Raw genomic sequence first — 20,829 nt, 5'->3', positions numbered from 1 at the left:
TTGACTATGGAACGCTGGCAAAACATAGAGAGTGTTGTGGTGGTAGGGCTCGGTATTACCGGGCTCTCAGTCGTTAAGTACTTAGCGAACTTGCCATATAACTTAACCATTCGTGTTATCGACACTCGAGATAATCCCCCAGGTAGAGAAGCGCTGCCTAAGCAAGTGGAGTTGCATTCTGGTGGCTGGCGCTTAGATTGGTTATCCGCAGCAGACTTGATAGTTGCTAACCCTGGGATTGCATTAGCGACTCCGGAATTAAAGCAAGCAAGAGAGGCCGGTATTCCAATTGTCGGCGATATCGAATTATTTGCATGGCAGGTCGAAAAGCCAGTTGTCGCAATCACTGGTTCAAACGGTAAGAGCACAGTGACCGACCTAATGGGGGTTGTTGCCAATGCTGCTGGTGTTAAGACCGTTATTGGTGGCAATATAGGGGTTCCTGCATTGGATTTATTGGAGCAAGAAGCCGAGCTATATGTACTCGAATTATCGAGTTTTCAGTTAGAAACCACGTCGAGCCTTAACCTTAAAGCGGCTGCATTTTTAAATTTATCTGAAGATCATATGGATCGCTATGATGATATGAGTGGTTATCGTCAGGCTAAGCTTCGTATTTTTGAGCATGCACAGGCGTGTATTGTCAATGCGGATGATCCTGCGACTTATCCTGACCAGGTCAATTTTCCTCTGATTGAGTTTAGCTTGGACAAAGCCTGTGATTTCCACCTCCAAACATTGGGTGGACGAGAGTATCTGTCTCACCGGGAGCGGAGTTTACTGGCTGCTGATGAGTTGAGCTTAGTCGGAAGACATAATGTCGCTAATGTTTTGGTTGTACTAGCGCTACTTACTCAGGTGGGCATTGATGTATCTCTTGGGCTTGAGGCGCTGAAATCTTACAACGGGCTGACACATCGATGTCAGGTGGTTGTGGATAATCAAGGCGTTAAGTGGGTAAACGACTCCAAAGCGACCAATGTAGCTAGCACCCTAGCGGCACTCTCAGGATTATCACTGACTGGTAAGTTGTATCTATTAGTGGGAGGCGATGGGAAAGGTGCGGACTTTTCTGAATTGCAACCTGCACTCAGTCAGCTAAATGTTCAGCTCTGTTGTTATGGTGCTGATGGTGATAAGTTTCTCCCTCTACACCCAGAGGCAAAACGTTTTGAGACGCTTGATGACATTGTTCGATGGGTGAGCTCACAAGTTGAGTCGGGAGATATGGTTATGCTGTCTCCGGCTTGTGCGAGTTTTGATCAATTTAAGAACTTTATGGCTCGCGGTGATGCTTTTACAGCTTTAGCCAAACAATACGCATAGTGAAGCAACTTGGATGCAGATACGCCACTTTTTCTTGAAGACTCAACGCTGGCTGACCACTTCGTCACCGGAAGTTTTGTTCGATCGTCAACTAGTGTGGATTTCTCTCGGTCTGATGCTAACTGGCTTAGTAATGGTGACATCAGCGTCATTTCCGATCAGTTCCCGTTTAACGGATCAGCCTTTCCACTTTATGTTTCGTCATGCTGTTTTTTTGGTGTTGGCATTATCAACCGCTAGTATCATTTTACAGGTGCCACTGAAGAAATGGTCTGAATACAGTACATTGTTGCTAGGGTTATCCTTTTTTCTCCTGGTGGTTGTGCTCGTTGCAGGCAAATCAGTTAACGGTGCTTCTCGCTGGATCCCCCTTGGTTTGTTTAACCTTCAACCAGCAGAAGTGGCTAAGCTATCGCTGTTCATTTTTATGTCGGGTTACTTGGTCCGAAAACATGAAGAAGTGAGATCGAGCTTCTTTGGTGGCTTTATCAAACCCATTATGGTGTTTGGCACCTTAGCAAGTTTGCTGCTGCTTCAGCCTGATCTCGGGACAGTCATCGTAATGCTTGTCACCTTGTTTGGCATGTTGTTTATTGCTGGGGCAAAGCTCACTCAGTTTCTAGCTTTGATGGTGGTAGGGATCGCTTCTGTCGTGGGCTTAATTCTGATTGAACCCTACCGAATGCGTCGAGTCACTTCCTTCTTAGACCCTTGGGAAGACCCGTTTGGTAGTGGCTATCAGCTGACTCAGTCTTTAATGGCCTTTGGCCGAGGTGAGTGGTTTGGCCAAGGTTTAGGAAACTCTATTCAAAAATTAGAATATTTACCTGAAGCGCATACGGATTTTGTATTTGCAGTATTAGCTGAAGAGCTAGGCTTTATTGGTGTAGTTCTGGTGTTAATGTTGATTTTTAGTCTCGTTGTCAAAGCGATACTGATTGGTCGTAGAGCTTTCGATAGTGATTTATTGTTTGGTGGGTATCTCGCGTTCGGTATTGGGATCTGGTTTGCTTTTCAGACATTAGTTAATGTTGGGGCAGCAGCTGGTATGGTGCCAACGAAAGGGCTGACACTGCCTTTGATCAGTTATGGTGGTTCGAGCTTGATAGTTATGTCGACTGCGGTAGCAATATTACTTCGCATTGATCATGAATGTCGGCTTATTGCTTTGAATAGCGAGCCGAAACAGAAAGAAGAAAATGAAAAAGAATAAAAGATTGATGGTGATGGCTGGAGGCACTGGCGGTCATGTTTTTCCAGGTCTAGCGGTTGCCAAAAAACTACAGCTGCAAGGGTGGGAGATTCGTTGGCTCGGAACCTCTGATCGTATGGAAGCGGAATTGGTACCTAAGCACGGAATTGATATTGACTTTATTAAAGTCAAGGGGCTACGAGGTCAGGGACTGTCACGTATGATTAAAGCCCCTTTTCAAATCTTGAATGCCATACTGCAAGCCAAAAAACACATGCAACGCTGGCAGCCTGACGTTGTACTTGGTATGGGGGGGTATGTCAGTGGCCCAGGTGGTGTTGCTGCGAAGATGTTAGGTATTCCGGTCGTTTTACATGAGCAGAACGCTGTTGCTGGGTTAACTAACCAGTGGCTATCACGCATTGCGTCTAAAGTATTCCAAGCTTTTCCCGGAGCTTTCCCCAATGCCGAAGTTGTGGGTAACCCCGTTCGCCAAGACGTAGTGGCATTACCTAGCCCAGAGCATAGGATGTCAGAGCGAAGTGGTAAAATCCGGATTCTGGTTATGGGAGGCAGCCAAGGCGCGCAAATTCTCAATCGCACTATGCCTGAAGTGATGTCAAAACTTGGGGCTGAGTACGAAATTCGCCACCAAGCGGGTAAAAATAATCAGGTAGAAGTGGCAACGGCCTATGAGGCGCTTAACGTCACAGACGTACAAGCAACGGAGTTTATTGATGACGTTGCTGAAGCTTATGCATGGGCTGACTTGTTAGTATGTCGCTCTGGCGCTTTAACTGTCTCCGAAGTCTCGGCTGCTGGTGTTGGGGCTGTGTTTATTCCGTTTATGCACAAAGACAGGCAGCAAGCACTAAACGCTGATCATTTGGTTGAATGTGGTGCTGCAAAAATGATTGAGCAACCTGAACTTACCGTCGAGAAATTAACCGAACAGATCCAGCGATTGGATCGCCAACAACTGCTTGATATGGCCAAAAGTGCCCGAGAAGCTGCCAAGCTGGATGCAGATACCAAAGTGGCTGATGCCATTATTGCGCTAACGAATTAACGAGAAATATTCATGACAGTTCAACATACTCAAGATTTAGCGCAAATTCGCGCCATGGTGCCAGAAATGCGTCGTGTGAAATCTATCCACTTCATTGGTATTGGTGGAGCGGGAATGAGCGGCATTGCTGAAGTGTTGCTCAATGAAGGTTATCAGATCACGGGGTCAGACTTAGCTGAAAACCCAGTGACAGAGCGTTTGACCAATAAAGGCGCCAAGATCTTCATTGGCCATGCTGAAGAAAATGTTCAACAAGCCAGTGTGGTTGTCGTCTCTACGGCGATTAATGAAGAAAACCCAGAAATTAAAGCAGCACGTGCGGCAAGAATTCCGGTGGTACGCCGTGCTGAGATGCTAGCGGAGCTGATGCGTTTTCGCCATGGTATCGCAGTGGCAGGGACTCACGGAAAAACTACGACCACGGCTTTGGTAACCCAGATATACTCGGAAGCGGGTTTAGATCCGACATTTGTGAATGGTGGTTTGGTTAAGAGCGCCGGGACGAATGCTCGTCTTGGTTCTAGCCGTATTCTCATTGCGGAAGCTGATGAAAGTGATGCGTCCTTCCTTCATCTTCAGCCTATGGTGAGCATTGTCACGAATATCGAAGCAGATCACATGGATACTTACGGTGGAGACTTTGAAACCCTGAAGCAGACGTTCATTGATTTTCTCCACAACCTTCCTTTCTACGGGCAAGCGATTGTATGTATCGATGATCCAGTCGTGAGAGCATTGATTCCGAGGATCAGCCGCCAAGTGATCACCTACGGTTTTTCTGAAGATGCGGATGTACGTATTGAAAATTATCATCAGGAAGGCCAACAAGGTAAGTTTACTGTCGTGCGTCAGGGGCGTGCCAACCTAGATATTACATTGAACATTCCTGGTCGCCACAACGCACTCAACGCCTCTGCTGCGATTGCTGTGGCAACTGAAGATGATATTGACGATGAAGCCATCTTACGTGCCATGGCTGGAACGCAAGGCACAGGGCGTCGTTTTGATCACCTTGGTGAGTTTGATACTGGTAATGGTAGCGCAATGTTGGTCGATGATTATGGCCATCACCCGACGGAAGTCGATGTCACGATTCATGCGGCTCGTAATGGATGGAAAGAGAAGCGTTTGGTAATGATTTTCCAGCCACATCGCTACAGTCGTACTCGTGATTTATACGATGACTTTGCTAATGTCTTAGAACAAGTTGATGTGCTTTTGATGTTGGATGTTTACTCTGCTGGCGAGAAGCCAATTGCGGGCGCTGATGGGCGTGCTTTATGTCGAACGATTCGTAGTCGAGGAAAAATCGATCCGATTTTTGTTTCCGATAGTAATACCTTACCTGCTGTTTTAGCGAATGTTTTGCAAGATGGTGACCTGGTTCTAACGCAAGGTGCAGGAGATATTGGCAAAGTAGCGAAACAATTGGCGGCTTTTGAGTTAAATATCGATAAGATGCATATGGTGTGATTGGAAACATGAGATTTCGATTAATTCGACTAATTAATGCAATTAAAGTGCGATTTCTCAATTTCAGTATTTGATACTTTCAATGACGCCAGTATAATCCGGAAGTTAAAGTCATTGCTTTTGCCTTTTTAATAAATTGAGATAGGGGTTAAAGTTGCGAACTGATAGCAGGGACAGCGGTCTTGATTGAGAGCACTTTAGATGAAGGCCGTCGTTTTACTGATTCTCCACTAGTGAAAAAACATGCTTTTGGTAGCATATTTTTGCTAGTGGTTTTGCTATTGATAAGCTCTATCCTTTATTCCACGATATCTTGGATGTGGGATGATAAGCGTTTGCCTTTATCGAAAATAGTCTTGGAGGGAGATCTGAAATACGTTTCTTCCCTTGATGTGCAGCGTGCGTTTGCTACTTTGCAACATGTGGGTACCTTTATGTCTCAAGACGTGAAAGTACTCCAGAAGACTGTAGAGGCTATCCCTTGGGTTTCTCATGCATCGATTCGTAAACAATGGCCTGACACGGTCAAAGTTTTTCTGACTGAGTATGAAGCGGCTGCTATTTGGAATGGTAGTGAACTCCTTAATAGTCAAGGGCTTGTTTTTAATGGCGACATTGGCAAGCTAGAAGGAGAGCGTGTCAAGCTTTATGGTCCCGCAGGTACGAGCCAAGAAGTATTGGACGTATGGCGGCAAATTAACCCTAAGTTTGCAGTGCTGAATCTGAACATTTCCTCGTTATTACTGAATGATCGCCGTGCATGGCAGATTATCCTTGATAACGGTATCCGGCTTGAGCTGGGTAAAGAATCTTTAGAAGAGAGGGTGGAAAGATTCCTCTCTTTATACAAAAACTTAGGTAGCGACTCACAAAGAGTTAGCTATATTGACCTCAGGTATGATACGGGAGCCTCCGTCGGTTGGTTCCCTGAGCAAGAGTTAGAACAAGAGAGCACAGATGACTAAGACCGCTGATGACAACATTATTGTTGGTCTTGATATTGGTACTGCAACCGTATCAGCTCTGGTTGGAGAAGTACTGCCTGATGGTCAGATAAACATAATTGGCGCAGGAAGTAGTCCATCACGAGGCATGGATAAAGGTGGTGTCAACGACCTGGAATCTGTTGTCAAATCTGTTCAGAGAGCTGTTGACCAAGCTGAGCTAATGGCGGAATGTCAGATCAGTAATGTCTTTATTTCTATCTCTGGTAGACACATAGCTAGCCGAATAGAGAAAGGCATGGGGACCATTTCTGATGAAGAGGTTTCTCAGGAAGATATGGATCGTGCGATTCATACTGCCAAATCTATCAAAATAGGTGACGAACAACGCATTCTGCATGTAATTCCACAAGAATTTACGATTGATTACCAAGAAGGGATAAAAAATCCGCTAGGTTTATCAGGAGTAAGAATGGAAGTCAGCGTGCATTTAATCTCTTGTCACAATGATATGGCAAGAAACATTATTAAAGCCGTTGAGCGATGCGGTTTGAAGGTTGAGCACTTAGTTTACTCCGGTTTGGCTTCGAGTAATGCGGTGATCACTGAAGATGAACGTGAGCTCGGTGTTTGTGTTGTCGACATCGGTGCTGGCACTATGGATGTATCGATTTGGACTGGCGGAGCACTGAGACATACGGAAGTTTTTTCCTATGCAGGTAATGCGGTAACAAGTGATATTGCTTTCGCCTTTGGTACTCCAGTGAGTGATGCCGAAGAAATAAAAGTGAAATATGGCTGTGCTCTGAGTGAGCTAGTCAGCAAGGATGACACGGTTAACGTTCCTAGTGTAGGAGGTCGACCATCACGCAGTTTACAAAGACAAACTTTGTCTGAGGTGATTGAACCTCGTTATACTGAGTTAATGGGGCTGGTTAATCAAACTATCGATACTGTTCAGGAGAAGCTGCGCGAAGAAGGGATAAAACATCACCTTGCGGCTGGTGTAGTACTGACTGGTGGTGCTGCACAGATTGAAGGATTGGTAGAGTGTGCGGAACGTGTATTCCGCAATCAAGTACGAGTTGGTAAGCCACTAGAAGTGAGTGGGCTAACAGACTATGTAAAAGAGCCGTATCACTCGACGGCAGTGGGTTTACTTCATTATGCAAGAGATAGTCAAATTAACGACGATACAGAGTACAATGAGCCTAAGCGCCAATCTGTAACGACATTATTTGGGCGTTTGCGTAACTGGATACAAAAAGAATTTTAACCTGAGCAGCAGGATAAACGGAGATAACACATGTTTGAACCGATGATGGAAATGTCTGACGACGCAGTAATAAAAGTCGTTGGGGTTGGTGGCGGTGGTGGTAATGCCGTTGAACACATGGTACGTGAATCCATCGAAGGCGTGGAGTTCATTAGCATCAACACTGATGCGCAAGCGCTTCGTAAAACAAGCGTTAATAGCGTAATCCAGATTGGTGGTGACATTACCAAAGGTCTGGGTGCAGGCGCTAACCCTCAGGTTGGGCGTGATGCTGCTCTCGAAGATCGAGATAGAATTAAAGAAGAGCTCGATGGTGCCGATATGGTATTTATCGCAGCTGGCATGGGTGGTGGTACAGGTACAGGTGCTGCTCCAGTGATTGCAGAAGTCGCAAAAGAACTGGGCATACTTACTGTGGCTGTAGTAACTAAGCCATTTAGCTTTGAAGGCAAAAAGCGTTTAGCGTTTGCTGAGCAAGGAATTGAAGAGCTATCTAAACAGGTAGACTCATTAATTACGATTCCAAACGAAAAGCTACTAAAAGTACTGGGTCGTGGTATCACTCTACTTGAAGCTTTTGCTAGTGCGAATGACGTACTTAAGAATGCAGTACAAGGTATTGCAGAGCTTATTACTCGTCCTGGTATGATTAACGTCGACTTTGCGGATGTTCGTACCGTGATGTCGGAGATGGGTCATGCAATGATGGGTAGCGGCGTAGCCAAAGGTGAAGACCGTGCTGAAGAAGCGGCTGAGATGGCTATCTCAAGCCCACTTCTTGAAGATATCGATCTCGCAGGTGCTCGTGGTGTTCTGGTTAACATTACAGCTGGCCTTGATATGCGTCTGGATGAGTTTGAAACGGTGGGTAATACGGTTAAAGCATTTGCTTCAGATAATGCTACAGTTGTTATCGGTACTTCATTGGATCCTGATATGGCTGATGAAATCCGAGTGACCGTTGTTGCTACTGGTATCGGTACAGAGAAAAAACCTGATATCACTTTAGTTGCGGGCGGGAAGACGAAAGTAGCTTCTGTTTCTCAACCACAAACTCAGCCAGCGGCTCCAACTCAGCAGCCAGCTGTCAATAAAGTGGAAGAGAAACCGGCACCAAGTTTGCAAGAGAAACCTCAGGTGACTCCTCAGCCGACAAGTTCTGCTCCTTCAAGCTCAGGTGCTGGTCAACAAAGTGCTGCACCGAAAGCGGATAAGGACACTGGTTATCTTGATATACCAGCATTCTTGCGTCGTCAGGCTGACTAAAATTAAATCATAATTTGACACTGTTCAAAATTATGGTACGATTCGCGGTCAATATTGCTTATTGACCGTGTTTTGTAGCAATTAGTACTGAGGCAAGCAGATGATCAGACAACGTACTCTGAAAGAAATAGTGAAAACAACTGGTGTGGGTCTCCACTCTGGTCGTAAAGTCACACTTACTCTTCGCCCAGCGGCTGCAAATACAGGTATCATTTACCGCCGTACGGATGTAAATCCTCCTGTTGATTTTCCTGCAGACCCAGCTTCAGTTCGTGACACCATGCTTTGTACGGCATTGGTGAACGATGAAGGCGTGCGTATCTCAACCGTTGAGCACCTCAATGCAGCTCTTGCTGGTATGGGTATAGACAACATTGTGGTTGAGGTCGATGCTCCAGAAATTCCAATTATGGATGGCAGTGCTAGCCCTTTTGTATTCCTCCTTCAACAAGCTGGCATTGAAGAGCAAAACGTACCAAAACGCTTTATTCGTATTAAAAAGCCTGTTCGCTTTGAAGACGGTGATAAGTGGGCTGAATTTGTCCCTTTCAATGGCTTCCGTATGGACTTTGAAATCGAGTTCAACCATCCCGCGATTGAATCTGATGAACAGCATCTATTATTTGATTTTTCATCGCAAGGCTTTGTAAAAGATATCTCTCGTGCTCGAACTTTTGGTTTTATGCGAGATATCGAACATTTACAGTCTCAGAATCTATGTCTAGGTGGTAGCTTTGACTGTGCCATTGTACTGGATGAATATCGAATTCTAAACGAAGAAGGCCTTCGCTTTGATAATGAGTTTGTCACTCATAAAGTGTTGGATGCGATTGGCGATCTTTACATGTGTGGTCATCCAATCATTGGTGAGTTCCGTGCGTTTAAGTCGGGACATGGCTTAAACAACCAACTGCTGCGTTCTGTTCTAGCAGATCAAGAAGCGTGGGAGTGGGTAACGTTCGAAGAAGAAGCGACTTCTCCAGTTGCCTTCGCTGAGCCTAATGTGGTTGTTGCATAATAAATTTGAAGTTTTGAAAAGCCAGACGAAAGTCTGGCTTTTTTGTTTGCCGCACGGCAAAAATCTGCCTGCTGAGAAAGAAGAATCGCGTGGCCGACTTTAGAGTACGGTAAGCCGCGAAAATTGAAGAGAAGCCTTATCAACGTATAAACATCCATCATATAACCTCAAAAAATAAAGAATGCTTCAAACAAATAACCTTGTTATTGGTTGTTAGAGGCAAAATTCCTTAAACTAAGCGCCACTTAAGCCTTGAAATATATAGTTCTCATCGCAATATCTGGGTAAAGTGATTTATCTCAGTATTCTTAGTTCAAAACTGTTAGAGACTGAAGGCACAGAATGTAGATCGGGCCCGATCTAAGTAAAGAGAGATGCATAGCAAATGATAACTAAGCTACTGACAAAGGTAATTGGCAGTCGCAACGACCGCACGTTACGCCGCCTTAGAAAGATTGTAAAAGAAATTAATAATTATGAACCTACGTTTGAAGCGCTTTCTGACGAAGAGTTGAAAGCGAAAACAGTTGAATTCCGCCAGCGTCTTGAACAGGGTGAAACATTAGACAAACTTCTACCTGAAGCGTTTGCGACAGTTCGCGAAGCATCAAAGCGTGTATATGGTATGCGTCACTTCGACGTCCAGCTTATTGGCGGTATGGTGTTAAATGCTGGTCAGATTGCTGAGATGCGAACTGGTGAAGGTAAAACTCTGACAGCAACGCTACCTGCCTATTTGAATGCATTGAAAGGCGCTGTTCATGTTGTGACAGTCAATGACTACTTAGCAAAACGTGATGCTGAGACTAACCGTTCTCTGTTCGAGTTCCTTGGAATGACGGTTGGTGTCAACGTACCGAACATGCCTCCCCAAGAGAAAAAAGAGGCATATCAAACTGACATCTTGTATGGCACAAATAACGAGTTTGGCTTTGACTACCTGCGTGACAATATGGCCTTCCGCGCTGAAGATCGTGTTCAACGTGAGCGCTTCTTTGCGATTGTTGACGAAGTGGACTCTATCCTAATTGATGAAGCGCGTACGCCTCTGATTATTTCTGGCCCAGCAGAAGACAGCTCCGAGCTTTACACTCGTATTAATACTTTGATTCCTCACTTACAAAAGCAGGATCAAGAAGATTCGGAAGAGTATCGTGGTGATGGACATTACACGGTAGATGAAAAGTCGAAGCAAGTTCATCTGACAGAAACGGGTCAAGAGTTTGTAGAAGAGCTGATGATCAAAAATGGTCTGATGGAAGAGGGAGATACTCTGTATTCGCCTGCAAACATCAGTCTGCTACATCACGTAAATGCAGCACTGCGTGCGCATGTGTTGTTTGAAAAGAACGTTGATTACATCGTCAACGAAAATGGCGAAGTGGTTATTGTCGACGAGCATACCGGTCGTACTATGCCAGGTCGTCGTTGGTCTGAAGGTCTTCACCAAGCAGTTGAAGCGAAGGAAGGCGTTAAGATCCAAAACGAGAACCAAACCTTAGCTTCGATTACATTCCAGAACTATTTCCGCTTGTATGAAAAATTGTCAGGTATGACTGGTACTGCGGATACGGAAGCATTCGAATTCCAATCGATTTATGGCCTAGAAACGGTCGTTATTCCAACGAATAAACCTATGATTCGTAACGATATGCCAGATGTGGTTTATCGTACTGAGGCAGAAAAGTTTGCTGCCATCATTGAAGACATTAAAGAGCGAGTAGAGAAAGGCCAGCCTTCGCTAGTGGGTACGGTTTCTATTGAGAAGTCAGAGCTTCTATCTAATGCGCTTAAGAAAGCTAAGATTAAGCACAACGTACTTAATGCTAAATTCCATGAAAAAGAAGCTGAAATTGTTGCAGAAGCAGGGACACCGGGTGCTGTAACAATCGCAACCAACATGGCTGGTCGTGGTACGGATATTGTGCTAGGTGGTAGTTGGCAAGCTCAAGTTGAAAAACTAGACAATCCGACTCAAGAGCAAATAGACAAGATTAAAGCGGATTGGAAAGAAGTTCACGATAAAGTCCTGGAAGCGGGCGGCCTTCATATTATCGGTACCGAGCGTCATGAATCACGCCGTATTGATAACCAGTTACGTGGTCGTTCTGGTCGACAAGGTGATGCGGGTTCTTCACGTTTCTACCTATCTATGGAAGATTCACTGCTACGCATCTTTACTTCTGACCGTATGGCAAGTTTGATTCAAAGCGGTATGGAAGAAGGTGAAGCGATTGAATCTAAGATGTTGTCTCGTTCCATCGAAAAAGCACAACGTAAAGTGGAAGGGCGTAACTTCGATATCCGTAAACAGCTGCTTGAATACGATGACGTTGCTAACGACCAGCGTAAGGTTGTTTATGAACTTCGTGATGAGTTGATGGTTGTTGAAGACATCAGCGAGATGATCGAGCAAAACCGTGCTGATGTGCTCACTGCTGTGATCGATGAATACATTCCGCCGCAGTCTTTAGAAGATATGTGGGATGTTGAAGGTTTACAAGAACGTTTGAAAAACGACTTTGATCTCGATGCACCCGTCAAGCAATGGTTGGAAGAAGACGATAAGTTATACGAAGAAGCACTTCGTGAGAAGATCCTGGAAACAGCGGTTACTGTCTATAAAGAGAAAGAAGCGGTGGTTGGTGAGCAGGTTCTGCGCAACTTTGAAAAATCTGTCATGCTGCAAACACTGGATACACTTTGGAAAGAGCACTTGGCGGCAATGGATCATCTTCGTCAAGGTATTCACTTACGCGGCTATGCACAGAAGAACCCGAAACAAGAGTACAAGCGTGAGTCATTTGAACTGTTTGAGGGGCTATTAGATTCTCTGAAGTCAGATGTGATCACGATTCTGTCGAAAGTTCGCGTCCAGCAGCAAGAAGAAGTGGAGCGTATGGAAGCACAGCGTCGTGCGCAAGCGGAAGAAGCGGCTAGACGAGCTCAAGCACAGCACGCATCAGCTGAAAATCAGCTTGCTGATAGTGAAAAAGCCGAAGACATTCATCAACCAATGGTTCGTGAAGAACGTAAAGTTGGTCGAAATGAACCTTGCCCATGTGGTAGCGGTAAGAAATACAAACAGTGTCATGGTCAAATTAGCAGTTGATCCTGTTCTAAGGTAAATATAAAGAGTCGCTTAGGCGGCTCTTTTTTTGAGGAAAAATACAATGAAACGTACGCATATTGTTGCTGCCATTATCTTTAACCGAGATAAGTCAGAGGTTTTTATTACGAAACGACCAGATGAAAAGCATAAAGGTGGCTTTTGGGAGTTCCCAGGTGGAAAAGTCGAGTCTGGGGAGACGATCGAACAAGCCATTGTTCGTGAATTAGACGAAGAGGTAGGAATTCGAGCGACAGAGCTGAGTTTATTCGAACATCTCGAGTTCGATTATCCAGACAAGTCGCTTAAGTTCGATTTTATCTGTGTGATGGAATTTGAACACTCCCCTTACGGTAAAGAAGGGCAGCAAGGCGCTTGGGTTCCCGTTGCGGAATTAAGTCGTTACGCTTTTCCTGAAGCAAACATGCCAATCTTGCAGCGAGTCATGAAGGAATTTTCTTGATAGCCTATAGGTGGTTGATCATTTTTTAAAATTTAATCAGGAAAGATCAACACACTCTAGCCAGCTGCACTTAATGTTGGTAGTTTTAATCCACTACGCAAAAGTAATGAGAATAATGGAGAGGTGCAATGGTACGTATTGCAATTGCAGGAGCGGCTGGCCGTATGGGCCGAAACTTAGTTAAAGCGACTTATCTGAATCCACAGTCTCAGGTAGGGGCTGGCTCTGAGAGACCTGAGTCATCTTTAGTTGGTGTCGATATTGGTGAGTTATGTGGTGAAGGAAAGTTTGATGTCGTATTGACGGATGATCTGACAAAAGATATTGCTAACTTTGATGTCATCATTGATTTTACTGCGCCTTCGAGCACACTTGCTAATCTCGAATTATGTAAGCAGCATAATAAAAGTATTGTTATCGGAACGACCGGATTTACGGAGTTGGAACGTGAGCAAATAGATGAGTTCGCCAAGCATGTACCTATCGTAATGGCACCTAACTACTCAGTGGGCGTTAACCTAGTATTTAAGCTGTTGGAAAAAGCCGCCAAGGTAATGGGTGATTACTGCGATATCGAAATTGTTGAAGCGCATCACCGTCATAAGGTTGATGCACCGTCTGGCACAGCTATCGGCATGGGCGAAGCGATAGCTGACGCTATGGGCAACAAGCTCAATGACGTTGCTGTCTATGCTCGTGAAGGCATCACAGGTGAACGTACTAAAGATGAAATTGGTTTTGCGACCATTCGTGCTGGTGACATCATCGGTGAGCACACCGCTATGTTTGCTGATATTGGTGAACGTGTGGAGATTTCCCATAAAGCGACTGACCGTATGACTTTTGCTAATGGTGCTGTTAAAGCCGCCGTTTGGCTAGATGAGAAGCCTGTGGGCTTTTATACAATGACTGATGTACTAGGTCTGAATGAACTGTGAGTTTAATTACTTGTTTGTCTCTTAGATTTAAAATTAGCTAAATCACTTAAAATAAATAATTATGCGCTGGGCTTGCCCGGCGCTTTTTGTATTAAGCGAACGCAACCTAGTTCATCAACAAGTTACAGTGCTCTTTTTTAGTTATGTTTGTTGTTTGTTTTGTGTCTTATGTTATCTAATTGGCATTTAGGTCTTAAAAGTTGCATTCTTTTTTGTTTGTTCATCGTTTGCGCAGTTTTTAAGATAAAAACTGTGATCCATGATGATGGAAAAATAAGATGTTTCATAAAACCTTCATCTGTTAGCAGGTAAATAACAACTAAAGTGATGTTTTTGGGCATCTTGAAAGGTTTTTTCTTTTAAGCGCCCTAAATGTTTAATTTATTTTTATGTCTCTGTTGACACATTCATATCGCCTCATTAGAATACCGCCAATTTGTCTAAATAACCTAAAAACGCTTTTTTACAGCGTGAAGGAAGGCAGATTTGCAGTTTAATTTATTATTTTTGCATTTTTATTCTGGAGGTTGTCTTGAGTAAATCAGCACTGTTAGTCCTAGAAGATGGGACAGTGTTCCACGGTGTTTCCATTGGAGCAGATGGTTCGTCCGTTGGTGAAGTTGTTTTTAATACCTCGATGACGGGGTACCAAGAAATCCTCACTGATCCTTCCTATTCCCAACAAATCGTCACACTCACTTATCCTCACATAGGCAATACCGGAACCAATTCCGAAGACGAAGAATCCTCTTCCATTCATGCACAAGGCCTTGTGATTCGCGATCTCCCTCTAATCGCTTCTAACTTCCGCAGTGAACAATCCCTTTCTGATTACCTTAAATCGCAAAATATCGTCGGCATTGCTGATATCGATACTCGTAAGCTTACGCGCATTTTGCGAGAGAAAGGTGCGCAGAACGGTTGTATCGTTGCGGGTAACAATTTAGACGAGGCTCTAGCGCTAGCTAAAGCGAAAGAATTCCCTGGCCTAAAAGGTATGGACCTTGCGAAAGAAGTTACAACAAAAGAAGCGTATCAATGGAAACAAGGTTCGTGGACGCTCGAGGGTGGACTTCCTGAGGCGCAAGACGACAGTGAGTTGCCATATCACGTTGTTGCCTATGACTTCGGTGCAAAGCGAAACATCCTGCGTATGCTTGTTGACCGAGGCTGCCGCTTAACAGTCGTTCCAGCTGAAACCAGTGCAGAAGAAGTGTTGGCGCTAAACCCAGATGGCGTATTCCTATCGAATGGTCCTGGTGACCCAGAGCCATGTACTTACGCTATTGAAGCAACCAAAGTATTCCTAGAAAAAGGTCTACCAATTTTTGGTATCTGCTTAGGTCACCAAATACTAGCTTTGGCATCTGGTGCTAAGACAGTGAAGATGAAATTTGGTCACCATGGTGCTAACCACCCAGTTAAAGACCTAGATCGTAACGTTGTAATGATTACTTCTCAGAACCATGGTTTCGCTGCGGATGAAGCAACACTACCTGAGAATCTACGTGCAACTCACGTGTCACTATTTGATGGCTCTCTACAAGGTATCCACCGTACAGACAAGCCAGCATTTAGCTTCCAAGGCCACCCTGAGGCAAGCCCTGGTCCACACGACGCAGCACCACTATTTGACCACTTTATCGAACTAATCAAACAACACAGCGCTTAATTCGGAGTAGTAGAGAATGCCAAAACGTACTGACTTAAAAAGTATTCTAATTCTAGGTGCAGGCCCAATTGTTATCGGTCAGGCATGTGAGTTTGACTACTCTGGTGCTCAAGCATGTAAAGCACTGCGTGAAGAGGGTTACCGAGTTATCCTTGTAAACTCTAACCCTGCAACCATCATGACTGACCCAGACATGGCGGATGCAACTTACATTGAACCAATCCAGTGGGAAGTGGTTCGCAAGATCATCGAAAAAGAGCGCCCAGACGCAGTACTACCAACAATGGGTGGCCAAACGGCGCTTAACTGTGCACTAGACCTTGAGAAACACGGCGTACTTGCAGAGTTCGGCGTAGACATGATTGGTGCGACAGCTGACGCTATCGATAAAGCAGAAGACCGTTCTCGTTTCGATAAAGCGATGAAGTCTATTGGCCTTGAGTGTCCTCGTGCAGATACCGCGAAGAGTATGGAAGAAGCTTACCAAGTTCTCGATATGGTTGGCTTCCCATGTATTATTCGTCCTTCGTTCACTATGGGTGGTACTGGTGGTGGTATCGCTTATAACAAAGAAGAGTTCGAAGAGATTTGTCGTCGTGGTTTGGACCTGTCGCCAACTAATGAACTGTTAATCGATGAATCGCTGATCGGTTGGAAAGAGTATGAGATGGAAGTGGTTCGTGATAAAGCGGACAACTGTATCATCGTATGTTCTATCGAAAACTTTGACCCAATGGGTATCCACACAGGTGACTCAATCACGGTTGCACCGGCCCAGACTCTGACGGACAAAGAATATCAGTTGATGCGTAATGCATCTCTAGCAGTACTGCGCGAAATCGGTGTTGAGACTGGTGGTTCAAACGTACAGTTTGGTATCAACCCGAAAGATGGCCGTATGGTTATCATCGAGATGAACCCACGTGTATCTCGCTCTTCTGCTCTAGCATCGAAAGCGACTGGTTTCCCAATCGCTAAGATTGCAGCGAAACTGGCCGTTGGCTTTACTCTTGATGAGCTACAGAACGACATCACGGGGGGCGCGACTCCAGCGTCATTCGAACCAACAATCGACTACGTAGTAACTAAGATCCCTCGCTTTAACTTCGAGAAATTTGCAGGTGCTAACGACCGTCTGACCACTCAGATGAAGTCCGTTGGTGAGGTTATGGCTATCGGCCGTAACCAACAAGAATCTCTACAAAAAGCGCTTCGTGGCCTTGAAGTTGGTGTGAATGGCTTTGACGAGATGGTTGATCTCGATGCGCCTGACGCACTAACCACAATTCGTCATGAACTAAAAGAAGCTGGCGCAGAGCGTATTTGGTACATCGCGGATGCATTCCGTGCTGGTATGTCAGTAGATGGCGTGTTCAATCTAACGGCAATTGATCGTTGGTTCCTAGTTCAAATCGAAGAGCTGGTTAACTTAGAGAACCAAGTTAAAGCCGGCGGCTTTGCTGGCTTGACTGAAGATGTGCTTCGTAAGATGAAGCGTAAAGGCTTCTCTGATGCACGTCTATCTTCAATTCTTGGCGTGTCTGAAAGTGAGATTCGTCGACTACGTGACCAGTACGATATCCACCCTGTATACAAACGCGTGGATACTTGTGCGGCAGAGTTCTCTTCTGATACTGCTTACATGTACTCATCTTACGATGAAGAGTGTGAAGCTCAGCCTACAGATAAAGACAAGATCATGGTTTTGGGTGGTGGTCCAAACCGTATCGGTCAAGGTATCGAATTTGATTACTGTTGTGTACACGCTTCACTTGCTCTACGTGAAGATGGTTTTGAGACCATCATGGTTAACTGTAACCCTGAGACAGTATCTACCGACTACGACACTTCAGACCGTCTCTACTTCGAACCTGTCACACTTGAAGATGTACTCTCTATCGTACGTGTTGAAAAGCCAAAAGGCGTTATCGTTCAGTACGGTGGTCAAACACCACTGAAACTGGCTCGTGCACTAGAAGCTGCAGGTGTACCAATCATAGGTACTAGCCCTGACGCAATTGATCGTGCGGAAGACCGTGAGCGTTTCCAAGCAGCGGTTGACCGTCTGGGCCTTCTACAGCCTGAAAACGCGACAGTAACGACTATCGAGCAAGCGGTTGATAAGTCAAAAGAGATTGGCTTCCCACTGGTTGTACGCCCATCTTATGTACTTGGCGGTCGTGCGATGGAAATCGTATACGATGAGCAAGACCTACGCCGCTATTTCAACGAAGCGGTGAGCGTGTCGAATGAATCGCCAGTGCTTCTGGACCGTTTCCTAGATGACGCAACTGAAGTGGATATCGATGCTATCTGTGACGGTGAGCGTGTGGTGATCGGCGGTATCATGGAGCATATCGAGCAAGCGGGTGTTCACTCTGGTGACTCAGCATGTTCACTACCTGCTTACACGCTAAGTCAGGAAATTCAGGATAAGATGCGTGAGCAAGTAGAGAAGCTAGCATTTGAGCTTGGTGTACGTGGTCTGATGAACACCCAGTTTGCCGTGAAAGACAACGAAGTTTACCTAATCGAAGTGAACCCTCGTGCTGCACGTACTGTACCGTTTGTTTCTAAAGCAACAGGTGCGCCACTAGCGAAGATCGCTGCACGTGTCATGGCTGGTCAATCTCTAGAATCTCAGGGCTTTACCAAAGAGATCATCCCGCCTTACTACTCAGTGAAAGAGGTAGTACTACCGTTCAATAAGTTCCCAGGTGTTGACCCACTGTTAGGCCCAGAAATGCGTTCTACTGGTGAAGTTATGGGGGTGGGTGCGACCTTCGCAGAAGCTTACGCTAAAGCTGAACTAGGTTGTGGCAATGTTTACCCAGAAGGCGGCCGCGCATTACTGTCTGTTCGCGAAGGCGACAAGCAGCGCGTCGTTGACCTAGCATCTAAGCTAACCAAGCTTGGTTATCAGCTAGACGCAACACACGGTACAGCGGTAATCCTAGGTGAAGCGGGCATCAACCCTCGTCTTGTTAACAAGGTACACGAAGGTCGTCCACACATCCTAGACCGCATCAAGAACAACGAGTACACCTATATCGTGAATACGACTGCAGGCCGTCAGTCGATTGAAGATTCAAAAGTTCTTCGTCGCGGCGCACTGGCTGAGAAAGTGAACTACACAACCACACTTAACGCAGCGTTTGCCGTATGTATGGCTCACACAGCAGATGCAAAAACGTCGGTTACATCAGTTCAAGAGCTGCACGCTAAAGTGGCACAGAACGAAGCGTAATAACAATCAGTAGGCTCGCAACGGAGCCTATATGACAACCTCATTGCCCGCTCTTTTGAGCGGGCTTTTTTGTCTGTTTACTGTTGAAAAATAGGAATGAGTTAAAGTCTAATCTTTCTCTAAGAGAATTATTAACTTAGTGATATTTTGAGTGAAAGATATAGATAACCAATTGATAGACAATGGAACTCACACTCGAAATACTGACGATACTTTTCTTTGTAGCTACGGTTGCAGGCTTTATTGATGCTATGGCTGGTGGCGGTGGTTTGTTAACTCTACCAGCGCTTCTGGCCGCTGGTGTGTTGCCGACACAGGCGCTTGCGACCAATAAGCTGCAAAGCTCATTTGGCAGCTTTTCAGCCAGTTGGTATTTCGTTCGGAACGGCATCGTCAGTATTAAAGAGATGCGTCTTGCTATTGTCTGTACGTTTATTGGTTCGGCGGTTGGTGCTGAAGCTGTACAGTATATAGATACGGGTGTACTGACGAGTCTGATTCCGATTTTACTGGTCGCTATTTCGCTCTACTTTCTGCTGATGCCTAAAACCAAACAGCACTCCGGTGAAGCGAACATCTCAGAAGCCATGTTTGCTTTCAGTGTTGGAGGCGGAGTGGGCTTTTATGACGGTTTTTTTGGGCCGGGAACAGGCTCCATCTTTACGGTTTGCTTTGTTGCTTTAGGTCATTTTTCTCTGGTAGATGCCACTGCTCGTACTAAGGTTCTTAACTTCACGTCTAATATTGCCGCACTATTGTTCTTTATTTTTGCTGGACTGCCTATTTGGGAATTAGGTCTTGTGATGGCTATGGGAGGGTTTATTGGTGCTCAACTAGGGGCAAAAGTAGTGGTAGCGAAAGGACAGAAATGGATTCGCCCTTTAGTGATAACAATGTCGATGCTGATGGCTGCAAAGTTGTTGTGGCAAGAACACTCGGATTGGTTGTTCGCTTTATTGGCTTAAAACCGATTACTCTAGCGCCGATTTCGCAACGGAAGTCACGACATTATCGACTAAGTTTTTGATTCGTTGGTTCTTATAGGAAGAAGCTCGTAAGCAGACATGCAGAGGTCGATAGAGCGGCTGTAACTGAGCGAAATGATGGCAGTGACACTGGTCGATCTTAAGGGTTTTGATAACTGAGAGAGGAACCAAAGCAGGTGCAATCCCAGCAAGTGCCAGTTGAGCCGCCGCAGCATAGGAATCCATTTCCATCACAGGTGTCATATTCAGCCTTTTGAGAATCTTTAACTGATACGTATTGGCGGTATTAGCAAGATCATTAGTAATGATGGTGTTTGGTAATTGCTCTAGTGGACGATCAGAAACAATAAAGAAAGGTTCATCGAGAAGGTGAAATGTTTTTAATCCATGTTGAGGTGGAAGTAAGCCTGCACAAATACCGAGGTGAGCTTTACCGGACTGAACATGTTCCACGATTCTTGGTGTGTGATTGGTGGTGATGCGAATGTAAGGATCCGATTTAAAGTGCTGGCCAAGGATATCCGCAAGGTAACTGGCTACTAGAGTTTCAGAGCAATCAATGGTGATTAGGCTCTTTTCTGCCATCGATTGTTGCTCATAGATGCGTCCTCTCAGCTCATTGAACGTCGGGCCAATACTCTCGATAAGGTCGATCGCCTCTTGAGTAAGCTGAACATTCCTTCCATCCGGTACAATCAGTTTTTTCCCCAGCTTTTTCTCTAGGTTAGCAATGCGTTTACTGACGGCGGATTGGCTTATATAGAGCTGGCTTCCGGTTCGGCTCATTGTTTTTGCTTTACTTAGTGCTAACAGTGTTTCGATACCTTCCAGCAGCATTGAATTGTGTCCA

General features: G+C 45.2%; 15 protein-coding genes. 14 read left to right on the top strand and 1 reads right to left on the bottom strand.

The features are described from left to right. Positions 1-6 precede the first annotated feature (6 nt). From murD to CTT30_RS12195, 14 genes are all read left to right on the top strand, one after another. Complete coding sequence (gene murD, locus CTT30_RS12260) at positions 7-1,326, top strand: UDP-N-acetylmuramoyl-L-alanine--D-glutamate ligase (protein WP_252035275.1); 1,320 nt, start codon at positions 7-9, stop codon at positions 1,324-1,326. A 13-nt stretch (positions 1,327-1,339) separates the two neighbouring features. Further along, positions 1,340-2,539 (top strand): cell division protein FtsW, encoded by a 1,200-nt coding sequence (ftsW, locus tag CTT30_RS12255; protein ID WP_239865120.1) that lies wholly within the window; start codon positions 1,340-1,342, stop codon positions 2,537-2,539. After that, positions 2,526-3,587, top strand: a complete 1,062-nt coding sequence (murG, locus tag CTT30_RS12250; protein ID WP_252035274.1) for an undecaprenyldiphospho-muramoylpentapeptide beta-N-acetylglucosaminyltransferase — start codon at positions 2,526-2,528, stop codon at positions 3,585-3,587. The genes ftsW and murG overlap by 14 nt, the downstream gene beginning before the upstream one ends. 12 nt (positions 3,588-3,599) lie before the next feature. Beyond that, the gene (murC, locus tag CTT30_RS12245; protein ID WP_239865117.1) at positions 3,600-5,060 is read left to right on the top strand and encodes a UDP-N-acetylmuramate--L-alanine ligase; all 1,461 of its coding nucleotides are present in this window, start codon (positions 3,600-3,602) and stop codon (positions 5,058-5,060) included. Between the two features lie 182 nt (positions 5,061-5,242). Next, positions 5,243-6,025, top strand: coding sequence for a cell division protein FtsQ/DivIB (locus CTT30_RS12240; protein ID WP_252035273.1), 783 nt, complete (start codon positions 5,243-5,245; stop codon positions 6,023-6,025). Beyond that, a complete protein-coding gene (gene ftsA, locus CTT30_RS12235) occupies positions 6,018-7,280 on the top strand; it encodes a cell division protein FtsA (RefSeq protein ID WP_239837707.1) in 1,263 nt (420 codons plus the stop codon). Before CTT30_RS12240 ends, ftsA begins: the two co-directional genes overlap by 8 nt. 30 nt (positions 7,281-7,310) lie before the next feature. Next, positions 7,311-8,546: a cell division protein FtsZ gene (gene ftsZ / locus CTT30_RS12230; RefSeq protein ID WP_239837706.1), complete on the top strand. Its 1,236-nt coding sequence runs from the start codon at positions 7,311-7,313 to the stop codon at positions 8,544-8,546. Positions 8,547-8,646: 100 nt separating this feature from the next. Beyond that, positions 8,647-9,564 (top strand): UDP-3-O-acyl-N-acetylglucosamine deacetylase, encoded by a 918-nt coding sequence (lpxC, locus tag CTT30_RS12225; RefSeq protein ID WP_239837705.1) that lies wholly within the window; start codon positions 8,647-8,649, stop codon positions 9,562-9,564. Positions 9,565-9,949: 385 nt separating this feature from the next. Further along, complete coding sequence (secA, locus tag CTT30_RS12220; protein WP_239865111.1) at positions 9,950-12,676, top strand: preprotein translocase subunit SecA; 2,727 nt, start codon at positions 9,950-9,952, stop codon at positions 12,674-12,676. A 61-nt stretch (positions 12,677-12,737) separates the two neighbouring features. Further along, on the top strand, positions 12,738-13,136 hold the full coding sequence (gene mutT / locus CTT30_RS12215; RefSeq protein WP_239865108.1) for an 8-oxo-dGTP diphosphatase MutT: 399 nt from the start codon (positions 12,738-12,740) through the stop codon (positions 13,134-13,136). 128 nt (positions 13,137-13,264) lie between these two features. Next, complete coding sequence (gene dapB, locus CTT30_RS12210) at positions 13,265-14,074, top strand: 4-hydroxy-tetrahydrodipicolinate reductase (RefSeq protein ID WP_252035272.1); 810 nt, start codon at positions 13,265-13,267, stop codon at positions 14,072-14,074. A gap of 532 nt (positions 14,075-14,606) precedes the next feature. Next, positions 14,607-15,746 (top strand): glutamine-hydrolyzing carbamoyl-phosphate synthase small subunit, encoded by a 1,140-nt coding sequence (gene carA, locus CTT30_RS12205; protein WP_239837701.1) that lies wholly within the window; start codon positions 14,607-14,609, stop codon positions 15,744-15,746. 16 nt (positions 15,747-15,762) lie between these two features. Further along, positions 15,763-18,993 (top strand): carbamoyl-phosphate synthase large subunit, encoded by a 3,231-nt coding sequence (carB, locus tag CTT30_RS12200; RefSeq protein ID WP_252035271.1) that lies wholly within the window; start codon positions 15,763-15,765, stop codon positions 18,991-18,993. Positions 18,994-19,175: 182 nt separating this feature from the next. Beyond that, positions 19,176-19,958, top strand: coding sequence for a TSUP family transporter (locus CTT30_RS12195; RefSeq protein ID WP_252035270.1), 783 nt, complete (start codon positions 19,176-19,178; stop codon positions 19,956-19,958). Between the two features lie 6 nt (positions 19,959-19,964). Here the strand turns inward: CTT30_RS12195 and CTT30_RS12190 are convergent, their stop codons facing one another. Further along, entirely contained in the window at positions 19,965-20,816 is an 852-nt protein-coding gene (locus CTT30_RS12190) for a LysR family transcriptional regulator (RefSeq protein ID WP_252035269.1), read from the bottom strand. Positions 20,817-20,829 lie beyond the last annotated feature (13 nt).

The sequence above is a fragment of the Vibrio coralliilyticus genome (assembly GCF_024449095.1).
GTDB lineage: Bacteria > Pseudomonadota > Gammaproteobacteria > Enterobacterales > Vibrionaceae > Vibrio > Vibrio coralliilyticus_A.
This window is presented reverse-complemented; position numbering and strand designations above follow the sequence as displayed.